Source organism: Streptomyces sp. NPDC001020, assembly GCF_053599115.1.
Genome location: NZ_JBSFLQ010000003.1, coordinates 132,112 through 148,886, shown reverse-complemented (window position 1 = coordinate 148,886; position 16,775 = coordinate 132,112). Strand labels below are relative to the sequence as shown.

Here is a 16,775-nt window from a genome sequence, read left to right as displayed (position 1 = left end):
ATGCGCTGCGGTGAGCCCCGTCGTGTCCACGGCGAGCAGCTTCAGTGTCCGTTTCTGATATCGCTGAAGTGATCTCTTGTGAGGCCTGGTGTCGCTGCGGCACCAGGGTCACCCGCGTAGCGTCAGTGCCTGCCCGGCCACCACCAACAGCACATGCTCGCACTCCGCCGCGAACGCCGTGTTCAGGCGCCCGAGTTCGTCACGGTAACGGCGGCCCGACGGGGTCGCCGGGACGATGCCGGAGCCGACCTCGTTCGAGACGGCCACGACGATCCGGCGCGTGCGGCGCACCGCCGCCGCCAGCTCCGCCACCCGCGCCCGCAGCGCCCGCTCGCCGCCGCCCGCCCACTCCGCGTCGTCCCAGGCGCCGACCGTGTCCATCGCCTCGGTCAGCCACAGCGACAGACAGTCGATCAGCAGCGGCGGCCCCTCCTGCGCCAACAGCGGCACGAGATCACAGGTCTCGGCGGTGCGCCAGGACCCGGGCCGCCGCTCCCGGTGCGCGGCCACCCGCGCCGCCCATTCCGTGTCCCCGCAGCGCGACCCGCCCGTCGCCACGTACAGCACGTCCGGGAACGCCTCCAGTCGCCGCTCCGCCTCCACCGACTTGCCCGACCGCGCCCCGCCCAGCACCAGCGTGCGCCGCGGCACGTCCGGTACGTCCTCAAAGCCGCCCACGACCAGCGTCGTCCCGTCCGGCACCGGCCGTGCACCGGCCGTCGCGAGCCGTCGGCGCAGCTCGGCACCCGGCGGCACGTCGTGGTCGAGGTGCACTGCGACGACGTCCGTGGTCGGCCCGAGCGCCCCCACCGCCCGCAGCTTCGCCAGCGCGTCCGGCCGACCCAGGACATCGGCCAGCACCATGTCGTACGGCTCCGCCGGCGCCTCGAGGCCCGCGGGCGCCGCGCCCGGCGGCAGATAGAGCAGCCGCAGCCCGTCCGGTCCGGTCACCGCGTACCCGGTGCCCGGCGCGTCCATCGCCAGTGCCCGCACCCGGTGCCCGGTCAGCAGCGCCAACTCCCGCCCGTCCGGTACCCGTCCGGGCCGCGGCAGCCCCGCCGGGACCTCGACCACCGGCCCGTCGTGCGGATGCGTCAGCAGCACCTGCCGTACGCCGGCCAGCGACCTTCCGGCACGCGCCGCCGCGAACGCCGCGCCCGGTGTGAGGTCCAGCAGCAGCGCCCCGTCCACGAGCACCGCGGTCGCCGCGCGTGCCTCCTGGCCGAGCGCGCACGCGCAGGTCGCGCAGGGACAGTCGGGGCGGGGCAGTCCCGCCGGGGCTCCGGTGCCGAGCAGTGTCAGTTCCACGGACCCGATTTTCCCGGGTCCCCCCAGGAGGCGCGCGTCCAGGTACGGCCCCGCACCCGCGGTCTTCTCCCCCCTGACCGGCGGAGCGCATAGGCTCGGGGCAGCAGCCGGACCGCAATCCGGGTGCGGCTTCGCGTGTGCTCACATCTGGGAGGCGTACATGGCGGCATGGACGTGGCGGTTCGAGAAGGCCGACGGGGCGGAGGTCCAGCCCGCGATCGTGCCCGAGGAGTTCACCACGCAGGGGGACGCCGAGTCCTGGATCGGGGAACACTGGAAGGACCTTCTCGACGGCGGCGCCGACCAGGTACGGCTGTTCGAGGACACGACGGAGATCTACGGGCCGATGAGTCTGCACGCCGCGGACGCGTAGGCCGTAGTCCGTAGCCTGCGGGAGGGGTGCAGCCGTCCCCTCCCGCCGCCCTCACTGCTCGCTCAGGGTCACGTCGGCGGTCTTTCGGCTGCCGTCGCGCAGATACGTCACCGTCGTCCGCTGCCCCGGCTTGTCACCGGCGAGCGCCTCGGCGAGGGACGTGATCGTGGTGATGTCCTGGTCGCCCACCTTGACGATGATGTCCCCGGCCCGCAGGCCCGCCCGGTCGGCCGCGCCGCCGTGCTTGACCTGGACCACCGCGACCCCGACCGGCCGGTAGCCGACGTTCACCACGGTACGGCCGGTGATGCCGAGCGCGGCCCGTCCCGACTGGGTGACCCGGCCCGTCCTGACGATCTGGTCGGCGATCGTCTTCACCATGTTCGCCGGGATCGCGAACCCGATGCCGGGCGCCGCGCTGTTCCCCAGGCCGGGGTCGATCGCGGCGAGCGTGGGGATACCGATGACCTGGCTGTCGAGGTTGACGAGCGCGCCCCCGCTGTTGCCGGGGTTGATCGCCGCCGAGGTCTGCACCATGTTCGCGATGGTGGCGCCCGTACCGCCCTCTGTGCCGCCCTCGCTGACGGTCCGTCCGGTCGCCGACACGATCCCCTGGGTCACGCTCGACGACAGGCCGAGCGGCGAGCCCATGGCGAGGACGATCTGCCCCACGTCGACCTTGGCCGAGTCCCCGAAGGCGGCCGCCTTCAGCCCCCGGGGCACCTTGTCCAGCTTGATGACGGCGAGGTCCTGAGCCGGGTAGGAGTAGACCAGACTCGCGGTGAGCGCGTGCTCGCTGTTGGCGGTGGTCACCTGGAAGGTCCTGCCGTTCCCGATCACGTGCGCGTTGGTGACGATGTGACCATTGTCGTCGTACACCACGCCGGACCCGAGAGCATCGCCGGCGCGGATCTGCACGACCGACGGCAGGACGTCCTTGATGACCCTCTGGTACTCGCTCTGCAGATCGGTGGCCGCCCTGGAGGAGACGCTCCGCGTGCTCGTCGCGCCGTCCGGCTTCGCCGGGGCGCCGGAGCCGGTGCAGCCACCGAGCAGCAGTACCGCGGAACAGATGACAGCGGATGTGGGCAGCCGAAGGGCACGGATACGGGAAGCGTCCATGCCCCCGAGTGTCCCTTCGGGCCGAGGGCCCGGCTTTTCCGATGCGTCCGAACGGGTTCGGTCCGGCTTCGTCAGCCGCGCACTCCGCACAGGTGCAGCAACGCCGCCACCCGCCGGTACGGATCCGTACGACCCGCCCGTTCCTCCACGTCCAGAAGTGTCTGCATGTCCGGGGGGATCTCCGCCCCGTCGGCGGCCGTGTCCGTGAAGACCCGCACCCCGTACCAGGCGTGCAACGGCGCCCCGATCCCGGCGAGCGTCGCGGTCAGCGCCTCCAGCCGGTCGGCCCGTACCTGGAGCCCCAGCCGGTTCGTGTAGGTGGTCGTGTCGAAGGCGGCGAGCGCCGCGCCCCAGTCTCCCGACAGGCCCGGCCGCATCGCCAGCCCGTCCCCGTTCCGCACGAGCAGCGACAGCAGTCCGCCGGGCGCGAGCATCCGGGCCAGCCCCGCCACCAGCGGATCGGGTTCCTCGACGTACATGAGCACTCCGTGGCACAGCACCACGTCGAAGCTGCCCGGCAGGAAGTGGACTCCCGTGTCCCGTCCGTCGCCCTCGATGATCCGCACGCGCTCCCGGATGCCCTCCGGCTCGGCGGCCAGTGCCTCCCGGGCCACGGAGATCATCTTCGGATCCTGCTCGAGCCCGGTGACCCGGTGCCCGGCCCGCGCCAGACGCAAGGCCTGCGTGCCCTGGCCCATCCCCACGTCGAGCACCCGCAGCCGCTGTCCGACCGGGTAGCGCCCGGCTATCTGCTCATCGAGCTGCCGGGCCACCAGCTCCTGCCGTACCACCTCACGCAGACCGCCGAGACGGCTCAGCCAGGCGTCTGCCGCACCCCCGGAGAAGGAATCCGTGCTCAGGGCCGCTCTCCGCGCTTGACCTGCGGCTTCGGAAGCCTGAGTCGGCGCATCTGCAGGGAGCGCATCAGCGCGTAGGCGACCGCGCCCCTCCTGTTGTGGTCGGGGAAGCGCTCGGCGAGCCGCTTGCGCAGCCGGAACGCGGAGACGATCGAGTCGAGCACGATCAGCACGATCACGACGAGCCACAGCAACAGCGCGGTGTTCTGCAGCTGAGCCACCCGCACCATGCTCATCACGAGGATGACCACGGCCAGCGGCAGGAAGAACTCCGCGATATTGAAACGCGAGTCGATGAAGTCGCGGGCGAACTTGCGCACCGGGCCCTTGTCACGCGCGGGCAGGTACCGCTCGTCACCGCTGGCCAGCGCTTGGCGCTGCTTCTCCAGCTGGACGCGGCGCTCCTCGCGCTGCCGCTTGGCGGCTTCCTTGCGCGTCGTCGGCGTATTGGCGACGCTGCGGCGCTGGGCCTGGGCCTCACTGCGCTTGGGCGTCGGCCGACCCTTGGGGGCCTGCGGGTCACGGGGCTGCTTGGAGTCGGTCACCGGCGCCTTGTCGGCGGCCGGGGCCTTCTCTTCCTTGGCACGGCTACGGAACACAAAACCCAAGGGTACGGGTTGCGCCCGCATGGACCCCAGCCGAGTGGGGAACGATCCGGCAACACCGGTCGTCTGTACTGGGACAGAGGGGTCCGAAAAGGGAGGACCGCCGACGTTCTTCCGCGAGATTCCGGGCGCCCTCTGTATGTAACCTTGGGGGGACACCTCCTCCCTGCGCCGGAGCGGGATCGTGGGCAGTCGTCCTTGGGGATGACCGCATCCGTCCCCGAACAGTGCGGTAATGGTTGCGGGGCCCGTACTGTGGGTTCTGTTGCAGAGCTGGAGCTGGAGTCCGTCAGAAGGGGGCGCGCGAAGCCCATGAGCGGTGTCATGAAGCGTATGGGGATGATCTTCCGCGCGAAGGCGAACAAGGCCCTTGACCGGGCCGAGGACCCGCGCGAAACCCTCGATTACTCGTACCAGAAGCAGCTGGAGCTGTTGCAGAAGGTGCGTCGCGGTGTCGCGGACGTGGCGACGAGCCGCAAGCGCCTGGAGCTGCAGCTCAACCAGCTGCAGAGTCAGTCCTCCAAGCTCGAGGACCAGGGCCGCAAGGCGCTCGCGCTCGGTCGCGAGGACCTGGCCCGCGAGGCGCTGTCCCGGCGCGCCGCGCTCCAGCAGCAGGTGACGGACCTGGAGACCCAGCACCAGACCCTGCAGGGCGAGGAGGAGAAGCTCACCCTGGCGGCGCAGCGCCTCCAGGCCAAGGTGGACGCCTTCCGTACGAAGAAGGAGACCATCAAGGCGACGTACACGGCCGCCCAGGCGCAGACCCGAATCGGCGAGGCCTTCTCCGGCATCTCCGAGGAGATGGGCGACGTCGGCCTGGCGATCCAGCGGGCCGAGGACAAGACGGCCCAGCTGCAGGCCCGCGCGGGTGCCATCGACGAACTGCTCGCCTCGGGTGCGCTGGACGACCCCTCCGGCATGGCCAAGGACGACATTCAGGCCGAGCTGGACCGGCTCTCCGGTGGTACCGATGTGGAGCTGGAGCTGCAGCGGATGAAGGCGGAGCTGGCCGGCGGCTCGTCCGCGCAGCAGCAGGCGATCGAGGGCGGCCAGGGCCAGGGACAGCAGTCCCAGCCGCAGGACACCCCGCGCTTCGACAAGCAGTAACCCAGTCATCCCACCGGGTCCCATGCCTCAGGAGGGCAACGTGATCGTACGGATCATGGGCGAGGGGCAGGTGAAGCTGGACGACGCCCACTTCACCGAGCTGAACAGGCTGGACGACGATCTGCTCCAGGAGATGGAGAGCGGCGACGAGCAGGGTTTCCGCCGCACTCTGAACGCCCTCCTGGAAGCGGTCCGCCGTCTGGGCACCCCGCTGCCGGACGACGCCCTGGAGCCGTCGGAACTGATCCTTCCGGCACCGGACGCCGACCTGGAGCAGGTCCGCCAGATGCTGAGCGACGACGGCCTGCTCCCGGGTTGACCATCGCCTGTTCAGCCCGGCCCGGGCACGGTCGGCCTGCCGGGGGCCCGAGGCGGCAGCCCCCGGACGGACCGCGCGGCACGGGTACGGGCAGCACCGGTTCCGCCTCCTGCAAGGTTGGGCTGACGTGAGCATCCTGGAACGCGCCAGGGACGGCCTGAGAGCCCACCCCCTGGCACTGGACGCCGTCCTCGCGGCCGGCGTCCTCATCTGCATGACGGCAGCCTCCTTCGTCAATCCGCATTCCGATACCGGGCCCACCTGGGGCACCCGCACCCCGGACGCCCTCGGCATCGTCCTCACGGTGCTCGGCGCTGCCGCGCTCGTCCTCCGCCGCCGAAGGCCGATGGCCGTCCTCGCGGTCACCGCCGCCCTCTCCCTGGTGGATCTCGTCGCCGCCGACCCCCGTACGCCGGTCACGATGTCCACGGTCGTCGCCCTCTACACCGTCGCCGCCACCACCGACCGCCCCACCACTTGGCGCGTGGGCATGCTCACCATGACCGTGCTCACCGGCACCGCCATGCTCGTCGGCCCCCTGCCCTGGTACGCGCAGGAGAACCTCGGACTGTTCGCCTGGACGGGTATGGCCGCTGCCGCGGGTGACGCGATCCGCAGCCGCCGTGCCTTCGTGCACGCCATCAGGGAGCGTGCCGAGCGGGCGGAACGCACCCGCGAGGAGGAGGCCCGCCGTCGCGTGGCGGAGGAGCGGCTGCGTATCGCCCGTGATCTGCACGATGTCGTCGCCCACCACATCGCCCTGGTCAACGTGCAGGCCGGGGTCGCCGCACACATCATGGACAAGCGGCCCGACCAGGCGAAGGAGGCCCTCGCCCACGTCCGCGAGGCCAGCCGCACCGCGCTCGACGAACTCCGTGCCACCGTCGGTCTGCTCAGGCAGTCCGGTGATCCCGAGGCCCCCACCGAGCCCGCACCCGGCCTCGCCCGGCTCGACGAACTCGCCGACACCTTCCGCAATGCCGGCCTCCCCGTGGAGATCGCCCGCGCCGACCACGGCACCACCCTGCCCGCCGCCCTCGACCTGGCCGCGTACCGGGTCATCCAGGAGGCCCTCACCAATGTGCGCAAGCACGCGGGGCAAGGGGCGAAGGCCGAGGTCAGCGTGGTACGCGTGGGACCGAACGTGGAGATCACGGTCCTCGACGACGGAACGGACGACGACGCCGGACCCGGGGACACCGGCGGACCGGGCGGCCACGGACTGCTCGGCATGCGGGAACGCGTCACCGCCGTCGGCGGCACCCTCACCGCGGGTCCCCGCTACGGAGGCGGCTTCCGTGTCCATGCGATCCTGCCGCTGATGAACCACGCGACGACAGCCGGGGAGCGCGCGTGACCACCGCCCAGGGAGGGCCCGCATGACCATCCGCGTCCTGCTCGCGGACGACCAGGCGCTGCTCCGCAGCGCCTTTCGCGTGCTCGTCGACTCCGAGCCGGACATGGAGGTGGTGGGCGAGGCGTCGGACGGCGCCGAGGCGGTCAAGCTGGCCGGGGAGCGGCGCGCCGACATCGTCCTGATGGACATCCGCATGCCCGGCACCGACGGGCTCGCCGCGACCCGGCTCATCAGCGCCGACCCCGCCCTCGACCGCGTCCGCGTGGTCATACTGACGACCTTCGAGGTCGACGACTACGTGGTGCAGTCGCTGCGCGCCGGGGCTTCCGGTTTCCTCGGCAAGGGGGCCGAGCCCGAGGAACTGCTGAACGCCATCCGGATCGCGCACGACGGAGAGGCGCTGCTCTCGCCCGCCGCCACCAAGGGGCTCATCAGCCGGTTCCTGGCCCAGGGCGACGGAGACGACGGGCGTGACCCCGCCCGTTCAGACCGGCTCGACACGCTCACCGGCCGTGAGCGCGAGGTCCTCGTCCAGGTCGCCGGCGGTCACTCCAACGACGAGATCGCCGAACGCCTGGAAGTCAGTCCGCTGACGGTGAAGACACACGTCAACCGGGCGATGGCCAAGCTGGGTGCCCGTGACCGGGCGCAGCTCGTGGTGATCGCCTACGAGTCAGGGTTGGTACGTCCGAGGCAGGACTAGGGGCGCCCCACGAGGCGTCCTGGCAAGCCACAGGCGCTGTGGGGGTGCTCGCGTCCTGGCTGGTGCCGCACCGGCTCTCGAACGAATAAGCGAGCTATGCGGGGTCCGGGCCGGTGGTTCCGCCGGTACGTCCATGGGTGTACCGGCCTCGGGGGGCCGTACTGCGCCCGCAGTAGGCGCCGTGTAAGAAATGGACCAGGGGGCGACGGAACGGCACCCGTCGATGGCCCAGGGTGTAGGGGTGGGCGCTCGTCTGCGTCCCAATCCTTATCCTTCCGCTCAGCCAACAGAAAGACGCCGACCCATGTCCTGGCTGTCACGCTTCAGCCTCGCGCAACGGGCCCTGATCGGTCTGATGTCGATCGTCGCGATCGTCTTCGGGGCGATCGCGATACCCCAGCTCAAGCAGCAACTCCTGCCCACCATCAACCTGCCCGTCGTCTCCGTCCTCGCGCCGTACCAGGGTGCGTCCCCCGACGTGGTCGAGAAGCAGGTCGTCGAGCCCCTCGAGGACAACCTCCAGGCCGTCTCCGGCATCAAGGGCGTCACTTCCACGGCGAGCGAGGGCAACGCCGTCATCATGGCGTCCTTCGACTACGGCATCGACACCCAGCAGCTCGTCGCCGATGTCCAGCAGGCCGTCAACCGGGCCCGCGTCCGGCTCCCCGACTCGGTCGACCCGCAGGTCGTCGCCGGCTCGACGGACGACATGCCCACCGTCGTCCTCTCCGTCGCCTCGGACAAGGACCAGCAGGCCCTGTCCGACCAGCTCGACACGACGGTGGTGCCCGCGCTGAAGAACATCAGCGGCGTCGGCCAGGTGACCGTGAGCGGCGTACGCGACCTCCAGGTCACCGTCACGCCCGACGACGCGAAGCTCGCGCGGGCCGGGGTCACCCCGGCAGCGGTCGGCGAGGCCCTGAGGGCGGGCGGGGCGACGGTCCCCGCGGGCTCCTTCGACGAGGACGGCGGCAACCGCACGGTCCAGGTCGGCGGCGGCTTCACCTCGCTGAGGCAGATCGAGAACCTGATGGTCACGGGGGAGCCCGGCAAGAAGCCGGTGCGCCTCGGTGACATCGCCAAGGTCCGGCAGGAGGAGGCCAAGGCCGACTCCCTCACCCGTACGGACGGCAAGCCCAGCCTCGCCGTGGTCGTCACCATGGACCACGACGGCAGCGCGGTCGCGATCTCCAAGGCGGTCAAGGACAAGCTGCCGGACCTGCGCAAGGACCTCGGCTCCGGCGCCACCCTCACGGTGGTCAGCGACCAGGGCCCGGCGGTCTCCAAGGCCATCAGCGGTCTGACGACCGAGGGCGGGCTGGGCCTGCTTTTCGCGGTCCTGGTGATCCTGGTCTTCCTGGCGTCGATCCGCTCCACCCTCGTCACGGCGGTCTCCATCCCGCTGTCGGTGGTCCTGGCCCTGATCGTGCTGTGGACGCGTGACCTGTCGCTGAACATGCTGACGCTCGGCGCGCTGACCATCGCCATCGGCCGGGTCGTCGACGACTCGATCGTGGTCCTGGAGAACATCAAGCGGCACCTCGGCTACGGCGAGAAGCGTCAGACGGCGATCATCGCCGCGGTCCGCGAGGTGGCCGGCGCGGTGACCTCGTCCACGCTGACGACGGTCGCCGTCTTCCTGCCGATCGGCCTGGTCGGTGGCATGGTGGGCGAGCTGTTCGGCTCGTTCTCCCTCACCGTGACGGCGGCCCTGCTGGCCTCGCTGCTGGTGTCGCTGACGGTCGTTCCGGTCCTGTCGTACTGGTTCCTGCGCGCGCCCAAGGGCACGCCCGAGGACGCGCAGGAGGCTCGTCGCGTGGCGGAGGAGAAGGAGGCCAAGAGCCGTCTTACGCGCCTGTACGTGCCGGTGCTGCGCTTCGCCACCCGCCGCCGTCTCACCAGTGTGGCCATCGCCGTGGTCGTCCTGATCGGCACCTTCGGCATGGCGCCCCTGCTGAAGACGAACTTCTTCGACCCGGGCAAGCAGGAAGTCGTCAGCATCAAGCAGAAGTTGAAGCCGGGTACGAGCCTGGCGACGACGGACGCCTCGGCGCGGAAGGTCGAGAAGATGCTCGCCGGGATCAAGGGCGTCAAGGACTACCAGGTCACCGTCGGCTCGTCCGGCTTCATGGCGGCGTTCGGCGGCGGCACGGACACCAACCAGGCCTCGTACTCGGTCATGCTGGACGACAACGCAGACGACAAGGACGTACAGAACCAGATCGAGGACGGGCTGGCGAAGCTCTCCGGGATCGGTACGACCACGGTGTCGGCAGGGGACGGCTTCGGCAGCCAGGATCTCAGCGTGGTCGTGAAGGCGGCTGACGCGAACGTCCTGCGCACGGCGTCGGAGCAGGTCCGTGCCGAGGTCGCGAAGATCAAGGACGTCACGGATGTGTCCAGCAACCTGGCGCAGAGCGTGCCGCGCGTCTCGGTCAAGGCCAACTCCCGTGCGGCGTCGGCCGGTTTCAACGACCAGACGCTGGGCCTCGCGGTCGCCCAGGCCGTGCAGGGCACCAAGACCGGCAAGGCGGTCCTGGACGACTCCGAGCGCGACATCGTCATCAGGTCGGCGAAGCCGGCGAAGACGCTGGAACAGTTGAGGAACCTGCGCCTCGGCGCGGTGAAGCTGGGCGACATCGCGGACGTGAAGCTGGTGGACGGCCCGGTGTCGATGACCCGGATCGACGGCCAGCGGGCGGCGACCATCACCGCACGCCCGACCGGTGACAACACGGGCGCGGTGAGCGCGGACCTCCAGTCGAAGATCAACGCGCTGAAGCTGCCGGCGGGCGCGAAGGCGGAGATCGGCGGTGTCTCGCAGGACCAGAGCGACGCGTTCAAGAACCTGGGTCTGGCGATGCTGGCCGCGGTGGCGATCGTGTTCATGCTGCTGGTCGCGACCTTCCGCAGCCTGGCCCAGCCGCTCATCCTGCTGGTCTCCATCCCGTTCGCGGCCACGGGCGCGATCGGCCTCCTGGTCGCGACGGGCACCCCGATGGGCGTTCCGGCGATGATCGGCATGTTGATGCTGATCGGCATCGTGGTGACGAACGCGATCGTGCTGATCGACCTGATCAACCAGTACCGCGGGCAGGGCTATGGCGTCGTCGAGGCCGTGCTCGAGGGCGGTCGGCACCGTCTGCGCCCGATCCTGATGACGGCCCTGGCCACCATCTTCGCGCTGCTCCCGATGGCCCTGGGCATCACGGGCGAGGGCGGCTTCATCGCTCAGCCGCTGGCGGTGGTGGTGATCGGCGGACTCGTCACGTCCACCTTGCTGACCCTGCTCCTGGTGCCGACCCTGTACGCCATGCTGGAACTCCGCAAGGAGCGCCGCGCCAAGAAGAAGGCGGCGAAGAAGGCGAAGAAGGCGGGCGGACCCGCACAGCCCACGAAGTCGGGCGAGTCGGAGCCCGCCGGCGTGTAGAGGGGTCCCTGGAAGGGACGGAAAGGGGCCGGGCGGGCGAAAAGCCTGTTCGGCCCCTCTTTCGTGGACGTCAGAGGAAGTCCGCGGTGTCCAGGTCGAAGGCGAACGGTTCCGGGAGAGCGAGCGGCTTACCGAACGGAAGCGTGCAGTGCTGGCGGTAGTCGTCGTTCTCCGGATCGCTGAACAGGGTGATGGAGGAGGCGTCGCGGTCGATGAGCAGGTAGAGGGGAATGCCGCCCCGGGCGTAGCAGCGGCGTTTCGCCTCGCGGTCCGTCTGGGGCTTGGTGGATGTCACTTCGAGCACCATGGCGACGCCGTCGCAGGGCATCCAGGAGTCCGCGCCGCGGTAGAGCCGCAGGGCCCTGGGGGCGAACGTGCCATCCGGGATCACATGGTCCCTCGGGCAGGCGCCTCCGCTCTGCAGCTTCAGGCCCTTGTTGCCCGAGAACTGCATGCGTGTCCGGGACCGCCCATACACCTGCTCCACGATCAGCTCGATGTAGTCCTCGTGGTCCCCGTCCGGCGGCGGTGTCACAACGATCTCCCCTTCGATCAGCTCCGCCCGGAAGCCTTCTGGGGTCTCGAGACCCAGAAAGGTCTCCAGCAAGCCCTCGGCGGCCGTGATCGGCTCATGCGCAACAACAGTCATGTCACGCCCCTCCTTCTGTCGCTTGCCAGACTGGGCCATCGGAAGATCACCTGCCCATGAGATCGGGAACCGTTCCCTCGATCGTGGCACAGAGCCATGATCGTCGTCAGGAACACAACGAGGGGCGCCCCGCGGACAGGGCGCCCCTCATCGTCGTGTGCTCGCAGAAGGAGTTACGGCAGCGCCAGCATCCGCTCCAGCGCCAGCTTCGCGAACGCCTCCGTCTCCTTGTCCACCTCGATGCGGTTGACCAGGTTCCCCTCGGCCAACGACTCCAGCGCCCACACCAGATGCGGCAGGTCGATGCGGTTCATCGTGGAGCAGAAGCAGACCGTCCTGTCGAGGAAGACGACGTCCTTGCCCTCGGGCGCGAAACGATTCGCCAGTCGGCGGACCAGGTTCAGTTCCGTGCCGATGGCCCACTTGGAACCCGCCGGAGCGGCCTGAAGAGTCTTGATGATGTGCTCGGTCGAGCCCACGTGGTCGGCCGCCGCCACCACCTCGTGCTTGCACTCGGGGTGCACCAGCACGTTCACGCCGGGGATCCGCTCGCGCACGTCGTTCACCGAGTCGAGGTTGAAGCGCCCGTGCACGGAGCAGTGGCCCCGCCACAGGATCATCTTCGCGGCGCGCAGTTCCTCGGTCGTCAGCCCGCCGTTCGGCTTGTGGGGGTTGTAGACGACGCAGTCGTCGAGCGACATGCCCATGTCCCGCACGGCCGTGTTGCGGCCCAGGTGCTGGTCCGGCAGGAACAGGACCTTCTCGCCCTGCTGGAACGCCCACTCCAGGGCCCGCTTGGCGTTCGACGAGGTGCAGATCGTGCCACCGTGCTTGCCGGTGAACGCCTTGATGTCCGCGGAGGAGTTCATGTACGAGACCGGCACGACCTGCTCGGCGATCCCCGCCTCGGTCAGCACGTCCCAGCACTCGGCGACCTGCTCGGCCGTGGCCATGTCCGCCATGGAGCAGCCGGCCGCCAGGTCCGGCAGGACCACCTTCTGGTCGTCGGATGTCAGGATGTCAGCCGACTCCGCCATGAAGTGCACACCGCAGAACACGATGTACTCGGCCTCCGGTCGCGCCGCCGCCTCCCGCGCCAGCTTGAAGGAGTCGCCCGTGACGTCCGCGAACTGGATGACCTCGTCGCGCTGATAGTGGTGCCCGAGCACGAAGACCTTGTCCCCGAGCTTCTCCTTGGCCGCGCGGGCGCGCTCGACCAGGTCCGGATCGGAGGGCGAGGGCAGCTCACCGGGACACTCGACACCCCGTTCGCTCCTCGGGTCGGCCTCACGGCCGAGCATCAGGAGGGCGAGGGGCGTCGGCTGTACGTCGAGCTCCTGGGTTTGGGCGGTGGTCACGGCACCCACCCTTTCTGTTCTGCGGCTCGCCGGTCCTGAGTCGGCCGGCGGGACATGCGGGACAATCCTTTTCGTCGAATTGACGCTATCTATCATATCCCGTTCACGTCAGCTTGACGATGTCCATAACGTCGATGTGACGTGAATCCCGCCCCGTCTGTCGTCCGGACGCCGGTGTCCGGACTTCGGGGCATGTGCGAGCATGAAGGAAGGCAGAAGCGAGAAGAAACGCCTTCGGCCCGGAATGAATCCGCGGCCGCGCCGGTTGCAACTCGTCGGCAAGCCGTCTCCGTACAACCCGGGAGAGATGTAGATGTCCGTACAGGACGAGAAGACCACCGTCACCGACGGCATCATCCTGACCGACGCCGCTGCGGCCAAGGTCAAGGCCCTGCTCGACCAGGAAGGCCGGGACGACCTGGCGCTGCGCGTCGCGGTTCAGCCCGGCGGCTGCTCCGGCCTGCGTTACCAGCTCTTCTTCGACGAGCGTTCCCTCGACGGCGACGTGGAGAAGGACTTCGGCGGGGTCAAGGTCGTCACCGACCGGATGAGTGCTCCGTACCTCGGTGGCGCCACCGTCGACTTCGTGGACACCATCGAGAAGCAGGGCTTCACGATCGACAACCCGAACGCGACGGGCTCCTGCGCCTGCGGCGACTCCTTCAGCTGAGCACGCACCTCCCCGAGGCGTACACATACGACGGCGGCGTCCCCTCCTGACGGGGGGCGCCGCCTTCGCCTATTCGTGAGCGGTCCCCAGCGGCGGCTGCGGCGCCCTGGGGCCGCCGGAGACCGCCTCGGGCAGCGTGCCCGCCGTCTCCCGCGGGATCCGCCTGCCGTCCGAGCCCACCACCTCGCGGTCGCCGAGCGGCGCCTTCAGGTGCAGCGTGCGGTGGTAGACCTTGGCGATCGTGATGCAGACCTTGCCCTGCCAGGGCGTCTCGGCCACAGCCACCGTCACCTTGTCGGCGCTCTCGCTCACGGATGCCGCGTAGTCCGCGCACACCCCGCCCTGATAGGCGATGGTCAGGCCCTTGCCGTCGGCGGTGTAGCCCGTCACCGTCACATCGCGCCGCTCCGGCGCCGACGGCGGCGTCCCGCCCGGTTCACCCGTTCGCGTACCAGGCGCCTCGCCCGGCTGCCCCGGAGGCTGGGGTGTGGTCAGATACCTCGGGTCGACCGCCGGACGCGTCACCGTGAAGGTCCGCCCGCCCCCGGCGGCGGGCCGCACCTCGAACAGCCACGACGGAACCAGCACCGCCGTCCCGTTCGCGTTGTGCACGGCCAGCCCGAACACCGCACCCTCCACGTCCACCGGCGTCCGCTTCGGCGCCACGGTGGACGCCCCGCACGGTGCCTCGTCCCGGTCCTTCAGCGGTACGGGGCTCGCGCAGCCACCGATGCCCTTGCGGCCGTACGACGTGGTCGCGCCGTTCATCAGCTCCAGGGTCTTGCGCGCGCCGAGGACGGGATACACAGCGCCCTTCACCGGCGTCGTCAGATTGCCGCTGCCACCGGTCACCCGGCCGTCGGCGGCCACCTGGAGGCCGGTCGACCAGCCGTGTGTGGGCAGTCCACCGACCCTCGGATCGGCGTTCACCATCCGGACGGAGCCCATGAGCCGATGCGCGTCGAGCGCGGCGTCGGCCTGACCCAGCGCCTTCAGCACGGGCGCGGCGGCCTTCCTCGCGGCGGCCTCGCTCACGGGCTCGGCGGACGTGTCGGAGCCGGGCGCGGAGCGGCTGAACGTCCACGCTCCCGGCGACTGTACCGTCACCCGAAGAACCGGCCCCGAACCGTCCTCCGCGGCCCCGACGCTCCACGCCCCGCCGGCCCGCTTCGGTGTGCCGGCCACGTCGAGGGCGCGGGCGAGCCGGGCCACCTCGTCCCGCGTCACCTCGCCCTTCGTCCAGTACACCGGCGCCGACGCCGGGCCGTCGGGAAGCCTGCCCGTGGCACGGTAGGCCGCGCCGTAGGGGGTGGGCTCGCCCACCGCAATGCCCGGCGAACCGCCCTCGGCGACGCCCTCCAAGGCCAGCGCCGGGGGAGTGCCGCCACCACCCGGAGCCGAGCCGCCCGAGCCGCCTGAGCCGTCGGAGGCAGCGGTGGCGAGATACGCACCGCCGCCGCCCACCAGCAGGACCGCTGCCGCGACCGAGGCGACGACCATCGGGGAACGTCGCCTCGGAGGTACGTTCCCCTCCGTGGTCCCGGTGACTTCGGTGGCGTCACTCGCGTCGTCGGGTCGCTCGGTGCTCACCGCATCGCTCCTTTGGCTCCGCTGCTGTCCCAGGAGACCCCCGCTGTGCCGGAAGAAGGGCACACGAGGTCGTACCCCGCCTCCCCCTTACAGGGGACAGCGATGGGACGCGGCGGGGGAGCGCACGGTTCCCTGGTGCGGCGACCGGGAAGGTCCGCCGGGCGCCCCCGACCGCGAGGCGTGCCCGGTCGCACGACGAAACAGCTACTATCAGGTAGTTTCGTCCGCTTCGAAGGGGCGTTCCGAACGGGTAGCGTGAATTGTCAATCCCTCTCCTCCCTGGGAGCGTGTCCTCGCCGTGCGTATCGCAGTCTCCGGCTCCATCGCCACCGACCACCTCATGACCTTCCCCGGCCGTTTCGCCGACCAGCTCGTCGCGGACCAGCTCCACACGGTCTCGCTCTCCTTCCTGGTCGACCGTCTCGACGTACGCCGCGGCGGCGTGGGCGCGAACATCGCCTTCGGCATGGGGCAGCTGGGCACCAGGCCGATCCTGGTCGGCGCGGCCGGCGAGGACTTCGACGAGTACCGGGCGTGGCTGGACCGCAACGGGGTGGACACCGAGTCCGTCCGCATCTCGGAGACCCTGCACACGGCCCGGTTCGTCTGCACCACCGACGCCGACCACAACCAGATCGGCTCCTTCTACACCGGCGCGATGAGCGAGGCCCGGCTGATCGAGCTGAAGACGGTCGCCGACCGGGTGGGCGGGCTCGACCTGGTGCTGATCGGCGCGGACGACCCCGAGGCGATGCTGCGCCACACGGAGGAGTGCCGCTCCCGGTCCATCCCGTTCGCCGCCGACTTCTCGCAGCAGATCGCGCGCATGAACGGCGAGGAGATCCGGATCCTGCTGGACGGGGCGACGTACCTGTTCTCCAACGAGTACGAGAAGGGCCTCATCGAGGCCAAGACGGGCTGGTCGGACGCCGAGATCCTGGCCCGGGTGGGCCATCGAGTGACGACGCTCGGCTCGCGGGGCGTGCGCATCGAGCGGGTCGGTGAGGACCCGATCGAGGTCGGCGTGTGCGAGGAGACGGCGAAGGTCGACCCCACCGGTGTCGGGGACGCCTTCCGTGCGGGCTTCCTGTCGGGTCTGGCCTGGGGCGTCTCGCTGGAGCGCGCGGCCCAGATCGGCTGCATGCTCGCGACGCTGGTCATCGAGACGCTCGGCACCCAGGAGTACGAGCTGCGCCGCGCCCACTTCGTGGAGCGCTTCACCAAGGCGTACGGCGACGAGGCCGCGACGGAGATCAAGAAGCACCTGGCCTGAGAGCGCCGGTGACTCCTCGTCCTGAGGGGTCCCGACGGGTCCTGAGGGGCGCCG

15 protein-coding genes are annotated in these 16,775 nt (G+C 70.3%); 8 read left to right on the top strand and 7 right to left on the bottom strand.

Annotation, left to right across the window (positions count from 1 at the left end):
* Positions 1 to 108: 108 nt before the first annotated feature.
* Positions 109 to 1,308, bottom strand: coding sequence for a bifunctional adenosylcobinamide kinase/adenosylcobinamide-phosphate guanylyltransferase (locus ACWDEX_RS03645; protein WP_450461512.1), 1,200 nt, complete (start codon positions 1,306 to 1,308; stop codon positions 109 to 111).
* Between the two features lie 160 nt (positions 1,309 to 1,468).
* On the opposite strand from ACWDEX_RS03645, the gene ACWDEX_RS03640 reads away from it, so the two are divergent.
* On the top strand, positions 1,469 to 1,681 hold the full coding sequence (locus ACWDEX_RS03640; protein ID WP_450461511.1) for a hypothetical protein: 213 nt from the start codon (positions 1,469 to 1,471) through the stop codon (positions 1,679 to 1,681).
* 51 nt (positions 1,682 to 1,732) lie between these two features.
* Here ACWDEX_RS03640 and ACWDEX_RS03635 read toward each other — a convergent pair whose 3' ends face one another.
* From ACWDEX_RS03635 to ACWDEX_RS03625, 3 genes are all read right to left on the bottom strand, one after another.
* Positions 1,733 to 2,803 (bottom strand): S1C family serine protease, encoded by a 1,071-nt coding sequence (locus tag ACWDEX_RS03635; RefSeq protein WP_450461509.1) that lies wholly within the window; start codon positions 2,801 to 2,803, stop codon positions 1,733 to 1,735.
* A 71-nt stretch (positions 2,804 to 2,874) separates the two neighbouring features.
* On the bottom strand, positions 2,875 to 3,576 hold the full coding sequence (locus tag ACWDEX_RS03630; protein ID WP_450461508.1) for a class I SAM-dependent methyltransferase: 702 nt from the start codon (positions 3,574 to 3,576) through the stop codon (positions 2,875 to 2,877).
* An 83-nt stretch (positions 3,577 to 3,659) separates the two neighbouring features.
* On the bottom strand, positions 3,660 to 4,289 hold the full coding sequence (locus ACWDEX_RS03625) for a DUF3043 domain-containing protein (RefSeq protein WP_450461507.1): 630 nt from the start codon (positions 4,287 to 4,289) through the stop codon (positions 3,660 to 3,662).
* Positions 4,290 to 4,577: 288 nt separating this feature from the next.
* On the opposite strand from ACWDEX_RS03625, the gene ACWDEX_RS03620 reads away from it, so the two are divergent.
* From ACWDEX_RS03620 to ACWDEX_RS03600, 5 genes are all read left to right on the top strand, one after another.
* Positions 4,578 to 5,372 carry a PspA/IM30 family protein gene (locus ACWDEX_RS03620; protein ID WP_450461506.1) on the top strand — a complete coding sequence of 265 codons (795 nt, stop codon included), beginning with the start codon at positions 4,578 to 4,580 and terminating at the stop codon, positions 5,370 to 5,372.
* 40 nt (positions 5,373 to 5,412) lie between these two features.
* Entirely contained in the window at positions 5,413 to 5,691 is a 279-nt protein-coding gene (gene pspAA / locus ACWDEX_RS03615) for a PspA-associated protein PspAA (protein ID WP_450461505.1), read from the top strand.
* A gap of 127 nt (positions 5,692 to 5,818) precedes the next feature.
* Entirely contained in the window at positions 5,819 to 7,048 is a 1,230-nt protein-coding gene (locus ACWDEX_RS03610) for a sensor histidine kinase (protein ID WP_450461504.1), read from the top strand.
* 22 nt (positions 7,049 to 7,070) lie between these two features.
* Positions 7,071 to 7,751 carry a response regulator gene (locus tag ACWDEX_RS03605; protein ID WP_450461503.1) on the top strand — a complete coding sequence of 227 codons (681 nt, stop codon included), beginning with the start codon at positions 7,071 to 7,073 and terminating at the stop codon, positions 7,749 to 7,751.
* Between the two features lie 304 nt (positions 7,752 to 8,055).
* Positions 8,056 to 11,181, top strand: coding sequence for an efflux RND transporter permease subunit (locus ACWDEX_RS03600; protein WP_450461502.1), 3,126 nt, complete (start codon positions 8,056 to 8,058; stop codon positions 11,179 to 11,181).
* A 70-nt stretch (positions 11,182 to 11,251) separates the two neighbouring features.
* Here ACWDEX_RS03600 and ACWDEX_RS03595 read toward each other — a convergent pair whose 3' ends face one another.
* Complete coding sequence (locus ACWDEX_RS03595; protein ID WP_450461500.1) at positions 11,252 to 11,830, bottom strand: Uma2 family endonuclease; 579 nt, start codon at positions 11,828 to 11,830, stop codon at positions 11,252 to 11,254.
* A gap of 173 nt (positions 11,831 to 12,003) precedes the next feature.
* Positions 12,004 to 13,188, bottom strand: a complete 1,185-nt coding sequence (gene nadA, locus ACWDEX_RS03590) for a quinolinate synthase NadA (protein WP_450461499.1) — start codon at positions 13,186 to 13,188, stop codon at positions 12,004 to 12,006.
* A gap of 313 nt (positions 13,189 to 13,501) precedes the next feature.
* On the opposite strand from nadA, the gene ACWDEX_RS03585 reads away from it, so the two are divergent.
* Positions 13,502 to 13,858, top strand: a complete 357-nt coding sequence (locus tag ACWDEX_RS03585) for an iron-sulfur cluster assembly accessory protein (RefSeq protein WP_252422055.1) — start codon at positions 13,502 to 13,504, stop codon at positions 13,856 to 13,858.
* 69 nt (positions 13,859 to 13,927) lie between these two features.
* Here the strand turns inward: ACWDEX_RS03585 and ACWDEX_RS03580 are convergent, their stop codons facing one another.
* Positions 13,928 to 15,448 (bottom strand): hypothetical protein, encoded by a 1,521-nt coding sequence (locus ACWDEX_RS03580; RefSeq protein WP_450461498.1) that lies wholly within the window; start codon positions 15,446 to 15,448, stop codon positions 13,928 to 13,930.
* Positions 15,449 to 15,746: 298 nt separating this feature from the next.
* Between ACWDEX_RS03580 and ACWDEX_RS03575 the strand changes: the two genes are divergently transcribed.
* The gene (locus tag ACWDEX_RS03575; protein WP_450461497.1) at positions 15,747 to 16,721 is read left to right on the top strand and encodes a carbohydrate kinase family protein; all 975 of its coding nucleotides are present in this window, start codon (positions 15,747 to 15,749) and stop codon (positions 16,719 to 16,721) included.
* Positions 16,722 to 16,775 lie beyond the last annotated feature (54 nt).